The sequence below is a fragment of the Rhodanobacteraceae bacterium genome (assembly GCA_016713135.1).
In the GTDB taxonomy this organism is placed as follows: Bacteria; Pseudomonadota; Gammaproteobacteria; order Xanthomonadales; family SZUA-5; genus JADKFD01.
Genome location: JADJPR010000005.1, coordinates 56599 through 74384 on the forward strand (window position 1 = coordinate 56599; position 17786 = coordinate 74384).

Below are 17786 nucleotides of genomic sequence, written 5' to 3' on the forward strand. Positions count from 1 at the left end.
AGAACGCAAAGGAAGCGAAAGCGGTTTCCGCTCTTCTTTGCGTCCTTCGCGTCCTTTGCGGACAAACTGCTCTTCAGATCAATGAGTTATCGGATGTTCGGTGAGAGGTCGCAAGGCGCACCGGAAACGGGATATCACGCGCTTCCTGCTGCTCTCTGCGTCCTCTGCGTCTCCGCGTTGAACCTGTCCGGTCGGCAGCGCGCCTGCTCAGCACAGGGCGAAGCCCACCGCCGCCCGCGCGTGCAGCGCGGTGGTGTCGAACAGCGGCACCGACGCGTCGGCTGCGGACACCAGCAGCGAGATCTCGGTGCAGCCGAGGATCACGGCCTGCGCACCCGCCGCCACCAGGTTGCTGATCACCTCCCGGTAGCGCGCTCGCGACTCCTCGCGGATCACGCCCAGGCACAGCTCCTGGTAGATGATCCGGTTGACGTCCTCGCGCTCCGCCGCGGCGGGAACCAGCACGTCCAGGTCATGACGGTCGATGAGCCTGTCGCGGTAGAACGCCTCTTCCATCGTGAACCGCGTCCCCAGCAGGCCCACGCGGGTGTGTCCCGCGGCGACGATGGCCGCCGCGGTGGCATCGGCGATGTGCAGCAGCGGGACCGCCACCGTCGCCTCGATGGCCGCTGCGACCTTGTGCATGGTGTTGGTACACAGCACGATGGCCTCGGCACCGGCGGCCTGCAGCGAGCGCGCCGCATCCGCCAGCAGTCGGCCCGCCGTGTCCCAGTCGCCGGCGCGCTGGAGCACTTCGATCTCATGGAAGTCCACGCTGTAAAGCACCAGCCTGGCCGAATGCAATCCGCCCAGCCGCGCCTTCACCGCCTGGTTGATGAGCCGGTAGTAGGACTCGGTGGATTCCCAGCTCATGCCGCCGATCAGGCCGATCAGTTTCATGCGATCAGGCGCCATGCAGCCCGACGGCCCAGTAGACCGCGATGCCCATCTGCACCGCGAAGGCGGTGAAGCGGGCGGTGACCGCCGCCGGCGAGGTGGATCCCAGGTGGATCAGCGATTGCACCATCCGCGCGCCGAGGAAGGCATAAGCCAGCGGATCGGTCACGTGGGTCTTGCCCGCGAGCACCGCGACCACCATCAGGCCGCCGAAGATCGGCAGCCCCTCCACGCAGTTCGCGTGCGCGCGCGCCAGTCGCTGCATGAACGGCGAAAGCGTGGAGTTCTGCGGATCGAAGCCGTTCGCCACCACCGCGCCAGTGAGGACCAGCTTGCTGCGAATCGCCTCCATCAGCACCAGCAGGAACAAGGACCAGCAGATGAAGCCGAGCAAGGCGAGCAAGGTGGTGGACAATGGAGGGGCTCCAGGGCGAAGGGGAAACAGCCGCGAGTGCGCCCGCGCGCAGACGGTGACCCAGTCACTCCAGGCGGGGGGCAGCCCCGCGAGTGTATGGGCGGCCTGCATGGCCCGGCAATGCGCGCCGAAGCGGTCGCCACCGGGGTGACCGGGGCTTACGCCGGGACGGAGACCGCCCGCGGCACCGTTCGTGCGCTGAGCACGCGCGCCAGCATCGCCAGCGCCGCAGCGCCGCCAAAGACCGCCACGAAAGCGGCCGCCGGCGAAGAGTCGCGCAGCGCCACGAACAGCGCGCCCACCAGCGCCAACGCGGCGGTGGTCGCCAGCGCATCGGCCAGTTGCAGCGCCGAGCTGTGGCGGCCCTGTTCGTGCTCCGGGGACAGTGTCAGCAGCAGCACCGACAGCGACGGAAAGGCCAGCCCGATACCGAGGCCCACCAGCGCCCAAGCCAGCACCGCCCAGGTGGCCTGCCCCAGCCCGGCAAGCACCGCCAACAGCGCCAACGCCGTTGTCAGCAGCGCCAGGCCCGCGGCCAGCACCCGCTGGCGCGCGCGCGTGTCGCGCACGCGCCCCTGGCAATGGCTGCCGATGCTCCAGCAGAGCGCGCCAGCGGTCAGCGCGAAGCCCGCCGCCTGGTGACTCCAGCCCTGCTGCAGGTTCAGCCACAGCGGCAGGAAAGCCTCGGCGGCGAAGAAAGCGCCCGCCACCAGTCCCCGCAGGGCGATCACACTGGGCAGGCCGCGCGCCGCCCGGAGTGTGCCGTGCGGCAGCAGCCGCGCGCTGGCCACACTCAGGACCACCAGCGCCGAGAGCACCGACCATGGCGACGCAGTACCTGACGCGCTGGCCAGTTCATGCAGGGCCAGCGCCGCCAGCGCCGCCACCACCGCAGCGGCGATCGGCGGCGACCCGCCCGAGGCTGCCCGTGCCGGCGGCCCCAGGCGCCGCGCAGCCGGCAGCACCGCAGCCGCCACGGGAGGCAGTGCCAGCAGCGCAGACAGGAAGACCCAGGGCCAACCCAGCAGGTCCACCAACATCGCCGCCACTGCCGGGCCCACCAGTGCCGGGATCACCCACGCCGCCGAAAACATGGCGAACAGCCGCGGCCGCAGGGCGGGCGGATACAGCCGGCCGACGACGACGTACAGCGTCACGCCCAACGCCCCGCTGCCCAGCCCCTGCAGCACGCGCCCGGCGATCAGCATCGGCATCGAAGTTGCGATGGCTGCCAGCAGCAATCCGCAAGCGAACAGCGCCAGACCAACCGCAGTCGCCCGGCCGGGACCGCGCCGGTCGCAGTCCGTTCCGGCCGCCACCATCCCGATCACGCTGGTTGCCAGGGTCGCGCCGAAGGCGAGCGCATAGCGATCCAGTCCCGCGAGCGCAGCGGCGATGGCCGGCATCGCCGTGGCCACGGCCATTGCCTCGAATGCCAACAGCGACACCAGCACCAGCGCTGCCAGCGACACCGCCCTGAGCCCCGGCGCGAACAGCCCCGGTTCCGTCTCCACTGCCATGCTCGTGTCCATCTTGCCTCCTGCGTCGGGAGGCAGGACCATAAAAGCTCAGGTCAACTTGAGGTCAAGCGATGGATCTGGCGATCGGCGACGTGGCCCGCCGCAGCGGCGTGGCGGTGTCCACCCTGCACTACTACGAGGCGCGCGGCCTGATCGCCGCGCAGCGCAGCGGCGGCAACCAGCGTCGTTATGCGCGCGACGTGTTGCGCCGGATCGCGTTCATCCGCGCGGCGCAACAGGTAGGCATCGGCCTCGACGAGATCGGCGCAGCGCTCGCCGAGCTGCCGCAACAGCGCACGCCAAACAAGACCGACTGGGCGCGCCTGTCGGCGGCCTGGCGCGAGCGTCTGGACCAACGCATCGCGGCCCTCATGCAGTTGCGCGATACCCTGGGCAACTGCATCGGCTGCGGCTGCCTGTCGCTACGCGCCTGCCGGCTGTACAACCCCGCCGACGAACTGGCACAGCGGGGTCCTGGCGCACGCCGCTGGCTACGCTGAGGACAGGCGACACACGATGCCGGGGCGCCGGTCCCGCCTTCGCTCACGGCACCGTCGCGTACTGCGGCAACCCGTCGCAGATCTCGTAGTAGTCGCCCTTTTCGGACACGAAGACGTGCAACTCGGTGTGGGTGCCGGTGGGGCCGTCGAAGGCGCCCATGGCGATGCCGATCCAGTCGCGCGCCGGGGGATCGAAGAACATCGAGCACCCGCAGTGCCTGCAGAATCCGCGGCGGACCTTGGCCGAGGATGCGTACCAGCTGAGCGCATCCGCGCCAGTGATGGTGAGGGCTGACTTGGGCACGTCGGTGGATACGAAATAGTGCCCGGAGGATTTGCGGCAGGCGCGACAGTGACAGGCATCGGGTGGCTTCAAGTCGCCAACGACGCTGAAGCGGACAGCGCCGCACAAGCAGGATCCGGTGTGCATCGATCTCTCCTCGCAGGGCGTTTCAGACACGCAGGCAGCCGCGGAAACCGCGCGCGGCGTAATAGGACTGCGCGCCGTTGTGGTAGGTGAACACGCTGTCGTAGCGGCGGTCGCAGAACAGCGCGCCGCCGAGCGCGCGGATCGACGCGGGAGTCGCGATCCAGCTCGACGTCTTCAGGTCGAATTCGCCGCAAGCCTGCAGCGCGCGGTACTGCGCCTCGGTCAGCAGTTCGATGCCGATCCCGGCCGCCATGCCCAACGCGCTGCCCGCCGGCTTGTTCTCCTTGCGCGCCGCCAGCGCGGCCTCGTCGAAGCACAGGCTGCGGCGGCCGGCCGGGCTCTCCGCCGAGCAATCGACGAAACACAGATGCCCGTCCTCGAAGCCACCGACCAGGTCCGGCTCGCCGCCGGTGTCCTCCATCCGCGCCAGCACCGGCAGCGCCAGTGGGCGTGCATCCAGGTGCGCCTGCACGCTCGTCCAGTCCAATCCCGGGTGGCGCTCTGGATGCTGCCGGAAGCGGCGAGTCAGGGTTTGCAGCAGGTCGTTGAATGCGGCGGTCATCGGAGCGGACGCTGGCGGCGGCAGCGCCCACCATCGCGGCGGGCGCGGCGCCGCGCAAGTGCCGCCAGCAGGTCAGGGTGCTGGCCGGAAATGCCGCTTCAGGTAGTCGTCGACGGCCGGATCAGCCGGCGCGGGTTCGGCCAACTGCAGGTGCTGGTGCAGCATCTGCTCGATCAGGAACAGATGCGCCTCGCGCGCGGTGTCGTCGCGCTGGCGGTGGCCGGCGTTGGGATCGATCAACAGTGCCAGCGACTTGCCGGCCAGCCGGGCGCGTGCGGCGTACTCAATGACGCCGGCAATGCCCACGCGCTGATCGGCGCCCCCGGCCACCACCAGCACGGGCCGGCGCAGTTGCGCCACATTGGCCAGCGGAGATTGCGCGCTCAGCCGCGCCATCTGTGCCGGGTCGGCGACATCCAGGTCGAGCATGCGCAGCCAGTCGGCCATCGGCACATAGCGCTCCAGCGCCAGGGACTCCGCATTGCGCAGCACCCAGCGCAGGGTCCAGGCGAAATCCGGCGGCGGCACGAAGGCAACCGCCATGCGGTAGAGCTCGGGCGAATGGGTGACGCCCTGAAGTGCCACGTAGCCGCCAAAGGACGCGCCAACGAGCGCCACTCGCTGCGGATCGCCGATGCCGGCGGCGAGCAGGGCGCGCACACCATCGTCGATGTCCTGCTGCACCCGGCCGTGGCCGAAGTCTCCGCGCGCAGCCCGCAGGTAGGCCTGGCCGTGCCCGGTGGATCCGCGATGGTTGGGCGCAAACACGATGGCGCCCCGGCTGGCGATGAACTGCGCCAGCGGATGGTAGCCCGGCTGCCAGTGACTCCAGGGCCCGCCATGCGCCAGCACCACCAGCGGTATCCCTCGCGGATCGCCTGCCGGGCGGAGGAGGAAACCATGCAGGCGCATGCCATCACTGGCGGTCCAGGCGTGGGCCTCAGGCCGCAAGCCCGGGCGCGCCGTCCCGGCGCGCTCCTGCAGGACCAGGCGCAGTTCCCCGGTGCGCGGATCGTAGCTGTGCCAGCGCGCGAAAGGCTGGTCCAGGGGACGCTCTTCGACCAGCCAGCGCGCCGTGCCGACCTGCGGACGCAGTGCGCTGTCCGGAAAGCTGCGCTGCAGATGCGCCACGGCCGCATGATCGCGTGGATCGATTGCCGCGATCTGTGCCCGGGTGCTGCGATATCCCGCAATCCGCGGTCGCCCGCTGGCATCGCTCTCGATGAAGTCCAGGTCCGCCTCACCCAGCGGATCGCGCGCCACGGTGCTGAATCCGCCCTTCCCCAGCTTCACGATCCGCGCCAGGCCGGCGGGGTCTCCGATGGGCGAGTCGGTGCGCAGCCAGAGCGCGCCGCCCACCTCTGCGAGCGGCGTGCAGCGCACCAGTCCCGGGCAGTGCAGCAGCGCCTCGCCAGTGCCCGCCTGGCGCAACACCAGCGCCTGGTCCTCCAGCCGTTGCAGCCAGCGCAAGCGTCCTTGCGCATCCAGTGCATGGCCCGTGATGCGGCGATCGTCCTCGTGCAGGGTGACCGGCGGCGCCCCCACGGCCAGCCGCTGGACGCGCCAGCGGGTGGCCCGCGGATCGTCCGCTGCGGTCAGGATCAGCGCTGCATCCTGGCTCGGGTCCACCCGCCACTCGCTGCGCTCGGGCAGCTTCGCCAGCAAGCCGGAGCCCGCCTGCCCCTCCAGCGCCAGCGCTTGGATCTGCCCGGGGCCGGCCAGCAGCAGCCAGCGGCCGTCGCGGGTGAATGCCAGCTCGCGCGCGCTGGTGTGCACCATCAGCCTTCGCGGCGCCGGCGCATCCAGCGCCTGCAGCCAGAGCGCGCGACGGGTGCCCTCCTCTGCCAGCCAGGCCCAACGCTCACCCGACGGCGCCAGCGTGACGGCGGATACCTCGGCGTGTTGCAGGAACTGACTGCGCGGCGGCAGCGCAGTCGCTCCCAGACAGACCAGGCCAGCCATCCATCCGATCATGCGCGCGGGCTCCGGCGCGAGGGCTCGATCAGCCACAGCGCTGCCAGCATCGGCAGTCCGCCCAGGCCAGCGGCTGCCACCCACCCGAGCCGCGGCGCCCCGTTGGCGCGGCGCCAGCGCCACCACGCCAGGGCAAGCGCCAGCAGATGCAGCAGGCCCGCCAGCCACCACACCGGGCGCGGCACCGCGCCGGGAGTGGTGGCATCCAGCGCCAGCGGCGGTCCGGGCCAGGCCTGCGCGGCTTCGCGCAGGGCGTACAGCGGGGGCGAGAACCACAGCCCCTGGTAGCGGTAGAGCCAGCCGAAATCGTGCGCCAGCGCGCGCCGCGCCACCAGCTCCACACGTCCGTCACTGCGCAGGATCTCGGCCGTCTGGAATGGCGGCGTGCCTTCCGGCAGATGCGCCCGCGCTGCGTAGGTGGCGACTACCAGGTAACCGTCCAGCAGTTCGATCATGTCCACATTCGACAGATCCCCCAGCCGCCCCTGGAAAGCCAGCCTGGCGCGCGGCTGCACCGGGTCGCGGTGGGCGAGGAAGGGGCGCGAATCGTAGATGTACAGCGCCAGATGACTGATCACCGCCAGCGACTCGCCCACCGGCGCAAGTCCGAGCACCGGCTCGCCCGGCGGCAGTTGCAGCCGCAGGCTCAGGCTGCGGGTCTCGCTCTGGTACTGGTAGGCGCTGCCGAAAGCGAGCAACAAGCGATCCCCGGCTTGCATGCCGGGCAGGCGTCCGAGCGCCAGCGGCGGCGCCGGAAAGCGCAGCGCCAGGCCCTCCGCCGGCTTGCCATCGCGAATCTGCAGTGCATGCAGGCGTGCATCGTCGTGGCTGTAGACATAGCGCAGGCCGCGCGGATCGTCGTCGAACTCCATCGGCATCACATTGGACAGCTCCTGCGGCTGGGGCAGGCGCGAGAACTGCACGCGGGGACTCACCGGCTCGGACAGGGCGACTTGCTCGGCCAACAGCGCGGCATCCGGATGCGCGCTGCTGGCCAGCGCCGCGCGCATACGCTCGCTCGCAGTGGCTTTCTCCATGGCGTGGTGGCCCGCGGGCGGTGGCTCACTGTTGTTGGGGTGCGTGCCCCATGCAATCCAGCCCACTTCCACTATCGCGAAGGCGACCAGTCCAGCCAGGTACAGGCCCATCGCCAACGGTAAGGCGATCGCGGTCAGGTGGCGCGCGGGCGGCGCCTCATCGCGGTTCGCGCGGAACCCGGCCAGCACCATCCAGCCCGCCCACAGCATGGCCACGGCCTGCAGCCCCAGCGCTTGCGCGCCGCTCGCACGCGCATTGATCAACCAGAACAGCAGGACCAGGCCGGTGGCCGCCAGCACCCGGCGCGACAGCGCAGCGTAGACCCCGCCGAAGTAGGCACAGGCGGCGATCTGCCAGCCCGCCAGCGCCAGCATCCAGTGGCGCAAGTCCACCACCCGCGCCGTCAGCTGCGATTGCCACATCGCCGTGAGCACCAGCGGCAGCGCGATCATCAGCAGCAGGCCGAGCAAGCCGGCGCCGAGCAGCGCGCGGGCGATGGCCAACGGCGCCTGCGGGCGGTGGATCAGGCTGAGCCATGTATTCGGGCGCGCATAGCCGTGGAACTGGCCGATGCCCAGCAGCGCCCCGGTCAGCGCGTACACCGCGGCAAAACTCCAGTGCGCTGCCAAGGTCAGCTGCCCGAGGTCCAGCATGCGCGAGAGGAACATCAGCGCACCCAGGTGCACCAAGGCCACCAACACGGCAGGCAGGGCCAGACGGCCCCATTCGGCGCGGAACAGCGTCATGGCACGCTCCGGTTGGGGCTGGCATGGTTGCGCGCGAGGAAGGCATTGACTGCGCGATCCAGGCTGACCGGCATGCGGCGCACGGTGCGCGCACCGGCGGCCTGCAGGAATCCAGCAAAGTCATCGCCCTGGTCCAACACGTAGTAGTGGTGCAGCCCGTCCAGCTTCTGCCGCATCAGGAAGCCTGGAATGGCCTGGGGATCCGGCCCGCGGAAGGGAATGTCGCTGATCCAGTGGCTGACCCGCGCGCAGAAATCGTCTGGCGCGCAATGGCTCATCAGCCGCCCACGCTCCATGACGATCAGGTCATCCGCAATGCGCTCGATCTCCTCCATCTGGTGCGAGCAGTAGATCACCGTGCAGTGCTCGCTGCGGTTGCTGTACATCAGCGCTTCCAGGAAAGCGCGTTTGGCAACCACATCCAGCCCCAGCGTCGGCTCGTCCAGAATCAGCAATTGGGGTGCTTGCGCCAGCGCCAGCGCCAGGTTCAGCCCGGCGCGCTCGCCGCGGGAAAGCTCGCGCACGCGCTGGGAGGGCAGCACCTGGAAGTGGCCAATGACCTCGCCGAAGGTGGCATCGTCCCAGCGTGGATATTCATGCTGGCGCAGGGACTTCAGCGCCGCCACGCGCATCCATTCCGGAAGCGTGTGTTCTTCGTTGACGTAGCCGATCAGCGCGCGGTCCTGCGGTGCGAGCGCGCTGCTGTCGCGACCCAGCACGCGCGCCGAGCCCGCACTTGGGCTCATGAAGCCGAGCAGGATGCGGAACAGGGTGGACTTGCCGGCGCCATTGGCACCCACCAGCGCATGGATGCGGCCGCCGTCCACCTGCAGGTCCAGTTGGTCCAGCGCCAGCTTGCTGCCAAAGCGCATGCTGAGCCCGGTGGTCTCGATGGCGTTCATGCGCGCCGCCGCTGCAGTTGCGCAAACTCGGCATCCACCCGGTTGTGGATTTCCTGCGCGCTGGCATTGAGCGGCAGCACATCGCAAACCAGGCGCTGCACCGCTTCGTCCAGTCGCCGCTCGCGCTCGTCCGCGCTCAGGCGCTGGCGCAGGGGCGCCACGTACAGCCCCAGGCCGGCGCGTGCTTCCAGCCAGCCCTCGGTCGTCAGATCGCCATAGGCCTTAGCCACGGTGTTGGGATTGATCCCCAGTTGCTGCGCCAGGCCGCGCACGCTGGGTAACTGATCGCCAGGCGCCAGTTCCCCGGTGCTGATCCGCAAGCGCACCGCATCTGCGATCTGGCGCGCGATGGGCCGCGCATCCCCGGTCACGATGTCGATCAACAAGGGGGTTGTGCGGGCCATCGTCAATGTCTCACTGTACTGTACTGTTTGTACTAGTACAGTGCAGACGGAGCGATGTCGTCAAGTCCTGGGCACGATTTCATGACGTTTGGCAGGGGTGCGTGCGGACGACCACGCACCAGCTGGCGAGCGCTCAGACGCCCACCCACAGCCTGATCAGGCGAAAGCGCAAACCGGCGCGGCCATGCGCGCCCGCGGTCACCGACCGGTCTTCCGCTGGGGCACCGCACCCTGCCCGCCGGCCCTGAACTCAAGCTCCAGCTTGCCGTACCACGGCACCGCATTCCACTGATCCAGCAGGCGCAGGCACTCGTCGTACACGGCCTGCGCATCCACGCCATCGAAGGGAAACGCCGGCTTGCCGCGCGCCGCGGTTGCCAGCGCGGCGGCCTCGACGAAACTGTCGCGATCGAAGGCCCCCGCCCAGAGCTGCGTCTGCAGCGCCTCGACGATCGACTCCACCTGCACCGCCTCGGTCTCGACCTGCGGGTTCTGCTTGTCGTGCACCACCTTGAGCACGAACTCCGCATCCGCGCCGGCCGCCACCAGGCCCAGGAAGCCGCTCTTGAACGGCAGCCGGCTCTCGACGACGTAATGGATCAGGTCGTGCGGCAGCGTCCCCTGGCGCGGCAACGCGCAAGCGGTGCTGCTCCCGTCCGCGCGCACGAGGCGCAGCGCATCCAGCTTGTCGCGTGCGCTTTTCTTCTCGGCGATCAGTTTCATCGCCTTGGCTCACTGTCTTCGCCCGGGCCGCCTGCGGATGCTGCCCCGTCTGCGCCCGCGTCGCCCAGGAACTCCAGAAATTCATCGGCCTGCCAGTTCGGCACCAGCCGCCACTCGCCCTCGCCCGCGCGTTCGCGGAACACCCAGGCCATTTCCCCCACGCGCGGCGATTCGCTGCCACAGGACACTGCGGCTTCAAGATCCCGGGTCCAGGCACCGCGTAACTGCTTTTGGGGCTGGATGCGGACCGTCCTCCACCAGGAGCCCGTGCGGGATTCCGCCGTCACCAGACCCCGGACCACTTCCGCGGGGACCGGCGCCCCAGGGGGGAAGACCAGCACGATGGGCGAACACGCCGACGCGCCGAGCGCCCAGCCCTGCATCATGAGGGCAGCGACGAGCATGGCACAGGCAGACAGGCCGGACCCGCGCCGGGGCTTGCCGCACAGGTCTCGTCCCACCCGTCCGCGGTCGACAGCATTCACGCACTCACTGCGCAATGTCCGGCTCCACCAGGGTGGCGAACTGTGCCAGCGATTCCTGCCAGCCGAGGTAGCACATTTCCAGCGGAATGACCTCCGGGATGCCCTCCTGCACCACCGTCAGTTCCGTGCCGCAAACGACGGACCTGAAGCTCACCGTGACCTGCATGACGCCTGGCAAGTTCGGGTCATCGAAGCGGTCCGTGTAGCGAATGAGCTGACCCGGGACCAGTTCCAGGTACTCGCCGCCGAAGGAATGCGCATCGCCGGTGGTGAAGTTGCGGAAGGACATCCGGAACCCGCCGCCAACCACGACATCCAGTTGGTGCACGGTGCAGGTGAAACCGTAGGGCGGCAGCCACTTCGCCATGGCATCGGCGTCGAGGAAGGCGCGATAAAGCTTCTCTGGCGGGGCTCGGAAGACGCGGTGCAGGCGGACGGCGCGGTCGGACATGCTCGGCTCCTGGGGCCGGGAGAACTGCGATGCACTCTGGCGTGCAGCATAGAACGACGGCGCCCCGAGCGGCTGGCTGAGACGCCCCAAAAGCGAGCAAGCGACCAGCCAGCGGTGTTCGACCCGGCGCTCAGGCCCCGGTCGGGCATGGACTTCAGCCCGGTGCCTGCAGCGGCAGTTCGACCGTGAACTGAGTGCCCTGCCCTGGCGTGCTGTCCACCCGGATGCGGCCGCCGAGCTTCTCCGTGACCAGGTTGTAGACGATGTGCAGGCCAAGCCCGGTGCAACCCTGGCCGCGACGGGTGGTGTAGAAGGGCTCGAAGATGTGCGCCAGGCGCTCGGGCGGGATGCCCGCACCGTCGTCGTCGAAGCGCAGCAGCAGCCGGTCGGTGCCGTTGATCTCGGCACGCAGCCGCATGTGCCCGCTGCCGCCGTCGCCGAAGCCGTGGATCAGCGCGTTCTGCACGAAGTTGGTGATCACCTGGCCCAGCGCCCCCGGATAGCTGTCCAGTTCGATCGCCTCGGGACAATCGACCTCTAGTTCGACCGGCAGCCGCTTCCACAGCAGGCGCAAGCTGGGCAGCAGTTCCGCGAGCAGGTCGCGCAGTCCGAATCGCCGGCGATCATCCGCCGAGCGGTCGACTGCGACCTGCTTGAAGGTGCGGATCAGCTCTGCGGAGCGTTGCAGGTTGCGCGCGATCAGCCGCGCGGCCTGGTCGGCATAGTCGAAGAACTCCTGCAACTGGCCGCGCGACAAGCGCTGCGCGAGGAAGTCCTGGCGCGCGTCGTCCAGGCGTAGTTGCAGCGCGGTGCTGGCGGTGATCGAGATCCCGAGCGGGGTGTTGACCTCATGCGCCACCCCGGCGACCAGTTGCCCCAGCGCCGCCATCTTCTCGGACTCGACCAGATCATGCTGGGTCTCGCGCAGCCGCTGCAGCGTGGCCTGGAGTTCGGCGTGGCTGGCGCGCAGCGCATCCTGCGCCTGGCGGCGCTCGAGGGCGCTGCCGATATGCACCGACACGAAGCTCAGCAGCGCCTGGTCGGCCTCGGTGTAGCTGACGCCGGGGGTGTAGCTCTGCACGACGAGCCCGCCGACCACGCGCTCGGCGGTGCGCAGCGGCACCCCCAGCCAGCACACCGAGGGCGTGCCGATCAGCTCGACCTCGCCGGACTCGCGCAGCGGCGGGATGTCGTGGGCGTGCAGCAGCAGCGGCCGGCCCTGGCGCAACAGATACTCGCTGAGGCCACGGCGCAGGCGCCGCGGCGGGTAGACATCGCCGGTCTCGTCGACCTGGTAGGGGAAGTACAGGCCGTCGCCGCTGGCGTCCACCAGCACGATGAAGAAATTGCGCGCGTTCAGCAGTTCCCCGACGATGCCATGCACCGCCTTGCAGAATGCGTCCAGCGCGATCGGGCTGGCGGCGAGATCGGCAATGCGGAACAGCGCCTGCTGCAAGCGCACCGCGTGTTCGCGCTCGGCCACCTCGGCGCGCAGCGCCTGGGTGCGTTCTTCCACCCGGCGTTCGAGTTTCTGCTGCAGCCAGCGCCGTTCCAGCAAGGCCTGCAGCAACTGCGCAACGAAGGTCAGCAGATCGCGTTCGTGCGCGCCATAACCGCCTTCGGCCGTGTAGTCCTGAACCACCAGCGCGCCATCGACGCCATCGGCGCCGAGCATCGGCACGCCCAGCCAGGCGCGTGGCCGCGGCGCGTCGCCCAGGTGGATACCCAACTCAGCCTCGATCTGCGCACTGTCCCCGTGCACCGGGCGCCCGCGCCGGAGCAGCGCCACCGTCGCCGTGTGTGGGGACTGCGCCAGCGGCAGTGCGGAATCCAGCGGCGGCGGACTCGCATCGCACTCGTCCGCGAAATAGGCAAAGCGGAAGTGCGCGCGATCCTCGTCCACCAGCACCACGTAGAAACTGCGCGCCCGCAGCAGGCCACAGAGCAAGCTGTGGATCTCGCCCAGAACCGGCGTCAGCTCGTTCCCTCCGCTGGCCAGCTCGGCGATGCGGAACAGGGCCCGATGCAGCCCGTCGAGCGGGCCCGCATCGGGCCCCGCAGGCAAAGCCGGGGCGCGCATGTCGACCATCAGCCAAGCATAACCCCGCGCTCGCCCAGCGGTGTCGGGCGGCCTGGTTCAAGGATCAAGGCACCTGATTCATACCAATCCTCATCGCCGGAGCGCCCCAAGAGCAACAGCATTTGGACAAGGCCCAAACCCACGCACAGCAAGCTCGCGGCATCTGTGGGTCCGGACCTTGTCCGAACGCTTTTCGCATCGCCGGTCCATCGGCGATGAGGATTGGTACGAATCAAGTCAGGGCATGCGCCATGACCGGTGGGCCAGGGCGCAGCCTGCCTGGGAAGCGTCGCGGCTACTGTTCGAACCCGCTCCGGAACAAAGTGTCTTCCACGGTGTAGCTGCCAACGATGCTCTGGTTGCTGAGTGCGCTGTAGGCGAGCACGATGGCGGTGTAGACGCCCGCTGCCGGGGCCGGGATGGTGCAGGTTTCGTTGGCGGTGGCGCCGGCCGATTCGCACACGGTTTCGTCTTCGAAAATCACACTGAGATCGGCGTCCTCGCCGGCCGGGCCAGTGGTACTGAACACCAGGTTGGTGGCCCCGACCGGCACCGCCAGGCTGTAGACCAGTTCGTCACCCTCGGCCGCACTCTGGCCGGTCACCGCGACGCCGTTGGTGAGCGGGATGGCCGGGGCGCGGAACCGTATGGTGCGCGAATAGTTGCCAGTCGCAGCGTCATCGTCGACCACCGTCAGGGTGATCGTGTAACTGCCGAAGGTGGCGTACACGTGGCTCGGATTGACCGCGTTCGAGGTCGGGGTGCCGTCGCCGAAATCCCAGGTACGCGAAACCACAGTGCCGTCGTTGTCAATCGAGCCGTCGGTGAAACTGGCCTGATAGCCGCTGTCCGCGACGACCGTGAAGTCCGCCGTGGGCGGCTGGTTGATCGCAGGACCGGCGAGGGCCACGCGCCAGGCGCCGCGGCTGTACGTGCCGGCCGTGAGCACGTGCGGCGACTGGTCGATCTCCAGATCGGAAACGACGATGCCCAGCGGCAGTCCGGTCGAGAAGGCGGTGAAGCTGTCGCCACCATCGGTGCTTTCGTAGACGCCGACATCGGTACCGACAAAGACGCGATTGCCATTGAGCGGATCGACCGCCACCGCATTTGCGGGAACATTCGGCAGCCCGGCACCAACCGCCGACCAGGCCGTACCGCCGGTGGTCGAGCGATACAGTTGCGCGGCGCCGAAGCCACCGAAGGTCACATACACGCGCTGCGAGTCCTGCGGATCCATGGCGATGTCACTGACCCGCCCACCCGCGTAATTGCCGGTCACGTCGGTGAACAGCGGCGACGGCGCAGCGGCATCGGCAGCGGCCCAGATGCGTCCGCCAGACGTGCCGACGTAGGTGGGCATCATCATGCCGCGCACTTCCGGCGAGATGACCGTGGCCGGGGAGCCCAAAGCGGGCGAGATCGCGGTCCAGCTGTTGCCGAGGGTGGTGGTGCGGAACAGCGTGCTCGAGGTCACGAACAGCCGGTCGCCGGCGACCGCCATCGGCGTCAGGAAGCTGAAGCTTCCCGAGAGGCCCGTCGTCGGGATCCTGTTGAAGCTGCCGAGTGAGCCGAACGCGGTCGAGCGGTAGATCGCCGGCAGTCCCCCCTGGGGGTAGCTGGTCTGCAAGACGATGCTCGGATTGGTGCCGTCGATCGCATTCATGAAGCCATCGCCGGATGCCAGGGTCAGTTCCCACTGCAACAGAGTGCGACGACCCGAAGAGCCGTTGTCCTGAGCGCCACCGAAGACGATGTTGGCATCGGCCGGGTGCACTGCGATGTCGTAGAACTGGGTGATGTTGAGATTGGCATTCATGTTCGACCACGTCGTGCTGCCATTGTCGGTGCGCCAGATGCCGCCGTCGCCGCCGACCCAGAAGCGATTGCCGTCGGTGCTGGAATAGCGCACGACATGGATGTCCTGGTGCACCTTCTGCGAGGTGCCCCAGGTGGTGGTCAGAGGGGTGAAGCTGGCGCCACCATTGACCGATCGGGCCGGGCGGATGGTGCCGATCAGCACAGTGTCGGGCTGCGTCGGGTGCACCGCCAGCGCCTGGTTGTAGGTGCACTGTCCTTCGCAGGCGTTGGTGGACATGGTCGTCCACAAGCCACCACCATCGAGGGTGCGCGCCACCCGGGTGCCCATCAGCACATACATGACCTGCGGGTTGCTCGGCGAGATGGCCAGGCGCATGCGCGTGCCAGTCACGGCCAGGCCGTTGTTGACCGGCGTCCAGGTGACGCCGCCGTCGGTGGACTTGGAAACGCCGACTCCGATCAGGCCGGCGAACACCGTTGAGGTGCCGGGCACGAAGACGATGTCCTCGACATTGTTGCTGAGCACGCGGGTCCAGGTAGCGCCGCGGTCGGCGCTACGGAACACGCCAGCGCCACTGAGCGTGCCGCTTGCGCTGCAACTGCCCGCGCCGCCGACCAGCAGCACGTTCGGATCGGTCGGATGCAAGGCGACGGCATTGACGATGGACAGCGGCATGGCGGTCGCGCCGGCGCCGTTCCTGGCCGTCCAGGTACTGCCACCGTCGCTGCTGTGATAAACGCCCAGACCGAAGTAGCCGGCGCAGCCGCCGCCATTCTTGTCGCCGGTGCCGACCCACACGTTGCCGGGCGCCGCGCTCTCGATGGCGACCGCGCCTATCGGCAGCGTGCCGACCTGATCGAACAGCGGAACCCAGGAGCTTCCGGCATTGGTGGTCTTCCACACACCGCCGGCGGCGCTGCCGATGTAGACCGTGTCTTCGTCGGTCGGGTGCGGCGTGATCGCATTGATGCGGCCCGCGACCTTGCCCATGGTCCAGCCGACCATGGTCATCGACGACGGCCCAACCTCGCTCCAGCTTTCGCCGCTTGCGGCATGCCGCGCAGCCGATCGCTGGACTTGCAGGCGCAAGTCGTCTACCGCGAACTGGCGCATCCGGTGGGCGTCGGCAACTTCGCGCAAGCCGCGCGATTCCTCGAACCAGCGCTGTCGCTGCTCGATCTGCCAGCTCTCGTCCTCCGGCCGTTCGATGCCCCCGGCACCCCATCCGAGCTGCGCCGCAGACAAAGACAACAAGGCAAGAACAGCACTGATCCGAGCAGGCTTGCGCACGGGCATGAGGGTCTCCGGGAATGTAGGAAGAAGGCTCCCAGACTCACTGCAGGGCGAGGATGGGGTGGCAAAATGGCGGCGAGTCTACGATCTTTCACACCTTCGGCGTGACCGCATGCCGCCTGCCCTCGGCCGCAGGTAGCATCGCGCGGCGAGTTCATCGGCCACTCAAAGCATCGCGCCAGCGCGCGCGAACCGCACATGCCGTAAGTCCTTGAGCCACATCCAGGTGCGCGCAGGACTCCTGCACCTATGCCCTTCGCGACCTCGCGCTTGGCCTACTCATCGGATTCATCGGACTCTTCGGACTCGTCGACTTCCTCGAATTCGTCGACTTCCTCGGATTGGTCGGCTTCCTCGGACGGGTCGGCTTCGTCGGGCGGTGCGGATTCGTCAGACTGCCCGGAGGGTTCAGCGTCTTCGGCCGGGTCTTCGGATTCCTCCTCTTCGTCCTCCGTCGCCGCATCTTGCGACGGCTCCTCTTCCGGCACTGGCGGCGCCACCGCCGGGCGTGCGGGGGGCTCCATCGGCTCACCCGACCTACCGGTACGCGGGCGGTCCGCCCGTCTCTGATTGTTGACCGAAATGATCCGTCCGCCCCATTCCTTTTTGTCCATCGCCTCGATGGCCGTCTGCGCCGCCTCTTCGTCCGCCATCTCCACCAGCGCAAAGCCTCGCGACTGTCCAGTCGCCGGGTCTTTCACGATTTCCGCCCGCGTCACCCGTCCATATTCAGAGAAGAGCGAGTTCAATTCCTCAGCGGTCGCCGCAAGGGGAATATTGCCCACGTAAATCGTCGCCGCCGGAACCCCGCACACGGGCATGAGCCCGAGAAGAATCGCGGCAATCCAATTCCGTGCCGCGTCAATCCTGGATCGGTTTCGCATGTGCAGATCCTTTACCCACTCAGGGTTCAGTTCACTTTGCAGCGCGTCAGGCTATACCTTCCGCACCAAGACTCGTTCGACAGCACCCGCGGAACCCATCAGCAGATGCATGGGGACCTCGGCAACCAATTCTCGAAACGGCAACGACTCTGCATCCAGCACGTAGGCGATCTCAAAATACCACGCCATCGACTTCCTCGCCAAAACCTCATCACGAGTGTGCTCGAACAGGACCATCCCGAGCGGAAGGACCTCCCGATTCTCGAATGGCACCCTCAACGACCCGATCGTCTTTGCCGAATATGGCTCCCAAGTCGTGACCAAACTCAGCATCCCACCGGAGAAGTGAACCAGGGAATACGCCTCTCCCGCTACAACGTGAACCAGACGAAGGCCCCGAGATTTCAAGAAACTGATCGCCAGCCCGTTTCCGCCAGCATGCAGTTTCCAACTGTCGGAATCCGGATCAGGAGAAAACGCCCGTTCCGGCCCCTCTGAGGCAAGCAGCAACAACCTGCGTTCGAGTGAAGCGACCGAATTCAACGCGGTTTCTCCGATGAGCTACACGATTTCCGCCCTCCTGATTCGTACCAATCCTCATCGCGGTAGCGCCCCTAGAGCAACAGCGTTTGGACAAGGTCCAAACCCACGCACAGCAAG

At 68.2% G+C, this 17786-nt stretch carries 17 protein-coding genes; 1 reads left to right on the forward strand and 16 read right to left on the reverse strand.

All coding sequences use genetic code 11. The features are described 5' to 3' along the window. Nucleotides 1–207: 207 nt before the first annotated feature. The 3 genes from IPK27_07675 to IPK27_07685 form a co-directional block, all read right to left on the reverse strand. Complete coding sequence (locus IPK27_07675; GenBank protein MBK8067500.1) at nt 208–900, reverse strand: aspartate/glutamate racemase family protein; 693 nt, start codon at nt 898–900, stop codon at nt 208–210. Between the two features lie 4 nt (nt 901–904). Further along, nucleotides 905–1312, reverse strand: a complete 408-nt coding sequence (locus IPK27_07680) for an MAPEG family protein (protein ID MBK8067501.1) — start codon at nt 1310–1312, stop codon at nt 905–907. A gap of 158 nt (nt 1313–1470) precedes the next feature. Beyond that, the gene (locus tag IPK27_07685) at nt 1471–2844 is read right to left on the reverse strand and encodes an MFS transporter (GenBank protein MBK8067502.1); all 1374 of its coding nucleotides are present in this window, start codon (nt 2842–2844) and stop codon (nt 1471–1473) included. Between the two features lie 59 nt (nt 2845–2903). Here IPK27_07685 and soxR point away from each other — a divergent pair, with 59 nt between their 5' ends. After that, the gene (soxR, locus tag IPK27_07690) at nt 2904–3332 is read left to right on the forward strand and encodes a redox-sensitive transcriptional activator SoxR (GenBank protein MBK8067503.1); all 429 of its coding nucleotides are present in this window, start codon (nt 2904–2906) and stop codon (nt 3330–3332) included. Between the two features lie 43 nt (nt 3333–3375). Here the strand turns inward: soxR and IPK27_07695 are convergent, their stop codons facing one another. The 13 genes from IPK27_07695 to IPK27_07755 all read right to left on the reverse strand — a co-directional run bounded on the left by IPK27_07695 (nt 3376) and on the right by IPK27_07755 (nt 17669). Then, on the reverse strand, nt 3376–3762 hold the full coding sequence (locus tag IPK27_07695) for a GFA family protein (GenBank protein ID MBK8067504.1): 387 nt from the start codon (nt 3760–3762) through the stop codon (nt 3376–3378). Nucleotides 3763–3784: 22 nt separating this feature from the next. Beyond that, a complete protein-coding gene (locus IPK27_07700; GenBank protein MBK8067505.1) occupies nt 3785–4324 on the reverse strand; it encodes a DUF4256 domain-containing protein in 540 nt (179 codons plus the stop codon). 72 nt (nt 4325–4396) lie between these two features. Further along, nucleotides 4397–6298: a S9 family peptidase gene (locus IPK27_07705; GenBank protein ID MBK8067506.1), complete on the reverse strand. Its 1902-nt coding sequence runs from the start codon at nt 6296–6298 to the stop codon at nt 4397–4399. Continuing rightward, nucleotides 6295–8082: a hypothetical protein gene (locus tag IPK27_07710; GenBank protein MBK8067507.1), complete on the reverse strand. Its 1788-nt coding sequence runs from the start codon at nt 8080–8082 to the stop codon at nt 6295–6297. Before IPK27_07710 ends, IPK27_07705 begins: the two co-directional genes overlap by 4 nt. Beyond that, the gene (locus IPK27_07715) at nt 8079–8984 is read right to left on the reverse strand and encodes an ABC transporter ATP-binding protein (protein ID MBK8067508.1); all 906 of its coding nucleotides are present in this window, start codon (nt 8982–8984) and stop codon (nt 8079–8081) included. The genes IPK27_07710 and IPK27_07715 overlap by 4 nt, the downstream gene beginning before the upstream one ends. Further along, on the reverse strand, nt 8981–9388 hold the full coding sequence (locus IPK27_07720; GenBank protein MBK8067509.1) for a GntR family transcriptional regulator: 408 nt from the start codon (nt 9386–9388) through the stop codon (nt 8981–8983). Before IPK27_07720 ends, IPK27_07715 begins: the two co-directional genes overlap by 4 nt. Before the next feature lie 198 nt (nt 9389–9586). After that, nucleotides 9587–10111: a hypothetical protein gene (locus tag IPK27_07725; protein MBK8067510.1), complete on the reverse strand. Its 525-nt coding sequence runs from the start codon at nt 10109–10111 to the stop codon at nt 9587–9589. Beyond that, on the reverse strand, nt 10108–10515 hold the full coding sequence (locus IPK27_07730; protein MBK8067511.1) for a hypothetical protein: 408 nt from the start codon (nt 10513–10515) through the stop codon (nt 10108–10110). The genes IPK27_07725 and IPK27_07730 overlap by 4 nt, the downstream gene beginning before the upstream one ends. Nucleotides 10516–10600: 85 nt before the next feature. Next, complete coding sequence (locus IPK27_07735) at nt 10601–11047, reverse strand: SRPBCC family protein (GenBank protein ID MBK8067512.1); 447 nt, start codon at nt 11045–11047, stop codon at nt 10601–10603. Nucleotides 11048–11201: 154 nt separating this feature from the next. Beyond that, nucleotides 11202–13136, reverse strand: coding sequence for a GAF domain-containing protein (locus tag IPK27_07740; GenBank protein MBK8067513.1), 1935 nt, complete (start codon nt 13134–13136; stop codon nt 11202–11204). Nucleotides 13137–13422: 286 nt separating this feature from the next. Continuing rightward, on the reverse strand, nt 13423–16245 hold the full coding sequence (locus IPK27_07745; protein ID MBK8067514.1) for a PKD domain-containing protein: 2823 nt from the start codon (nt 16243–16245) through the stop codon (nt 13423–13425). A 272-nt stretch (nt 16246–16517) separates the two neighbouring features. Next, nucleotides 16518–17063 carry a hypothetical protein gene (locus tag IPK27_07750; protein MBK8067515.1) on the reverse strand — a complete coding sequence of 182 codons (546 nt, stop codon included), beginning with the start codon at nt 17061–17063 and terminating at the stop codon, nt 16518–16520. Between the two features lie 114 nt (nt 17064–17177). After that, nucleotides 17178–17669: a hypothetical protein gene (locus IPK27_07755; GenBank protein ID MBK8067516.1), complete on the reverse strand. Its 492-nt coding sequence runs from the start codon at nt 17667–17669 to the stop codon at nt 17178–17180. Nucleotides 17670–17786 lie beyond the last annotated feature (117 nt).

Bases quoted from the DNA above. Each gene is read 5' to 3' on its own strand.
- IPK27_07675 (MBK8067500.1), bottom strand. From the start codon at position 900: ATGAAACTGATCGGCCTGATCGGCGGCATGAGCTGGGAATCCACCGAG.
- IPK27_07685 (MBK8067502.1), bottom strand. From the start codon at position 2,844: ATGGACACGAGCATGGCAGTGGAGACGGAACCGGGGCTGTTCGCGCCG.
- soxR (MBK8067503.1), top strand. From the start codon at position 2,904: ATGGATCTGGCGATCGGCGACGTGGCCCGCCGCAGCGGCGTGGCGGTG.
- IPK27_07695 (MBK8067504.1), bottom strand. From the start codon at position 3,762: ATGCACACCGGATCCTGCTTGTGCGGCGCTGTCCGCTTCAGCGTCGTT.
- IPK27_07700 (MBK8067505.1), bottom strand. From the start codon at position 4,324: ATGACCGCCGCATTCAACGACCTGCTGCAAACCCTGACTCGCCGCTTC.
- IPK27_07705 (MBK8067506.1), bottom strand. From the start codon at position 6,298: ATGATCGGATGGATGGCTGGCCTGGTCTGTCTGGGAGCGACTGCGCTG.
- IPK27_07710 (MBK8067507.1), bottom strand. From the start codon at position 8,082: ATGACGCTGTTCCGCGCCGAATGGGGCCGTCTGGCCCTGCCTGCCGTG.
- IPK27_07715 (MBK8067508.1), bottom strand. From the start codon at position 8,984: ATGAACGCCATCGAGACCACCGGGCTCAGCATGCGCTTTGGCAGCAAG.
- IPK27_07720 (MBK8067509.1), bottom strand. From the start codon at position 9,388: ATGGCCCGCACAACCCCCTTGTTGATCGACATCGTGACCGGGGATGCG.
- IPK27_07725 (MBK8067510.1), bottom strand. From the start codon at position 10,111: ATGAAACTGATCGCCGAGAAGAAAAGCGCACGCGACAAGCTGGATGCG.
- IPK27_07730 (MBK8067511.1), bottom strand. From the start codon at position 10,515: ATGCTCGTCGCTGCCCTCATGATGCAGGGCTGGGCGCTCGGCGCGTCG.
- IPK27_07735 (MBK8067512.1), bottom strand. From the start codon at position 11,047: ATGTCCGACCGCGCCGTCCGCCTGCACCGCGTCTTCCGAGCCCCGCCA.
- IPK27_07740 (MBK8067513.1), bottom strand. From the start codon at position 13,136: ATGGTCGACATGCGCGCCCCGGCTTTGCCTGCGGGGCCCGATGCGGGC.
- IPK27_07745 (MBK8067514.1), bottom strand. From the start codon at position 16,245: ATGCCCGTGCGCAAGCCTGCTCGGATCAGTGCTGTTCTTGCCTTGTTG.
- IPK27_07750 (MBK8067515.1), bottom strand. From the start codon at position 17,063: ATGCCCGTGTGCGGGGTTCCGGCGGCGACGATTTACGTGGGCAATATT.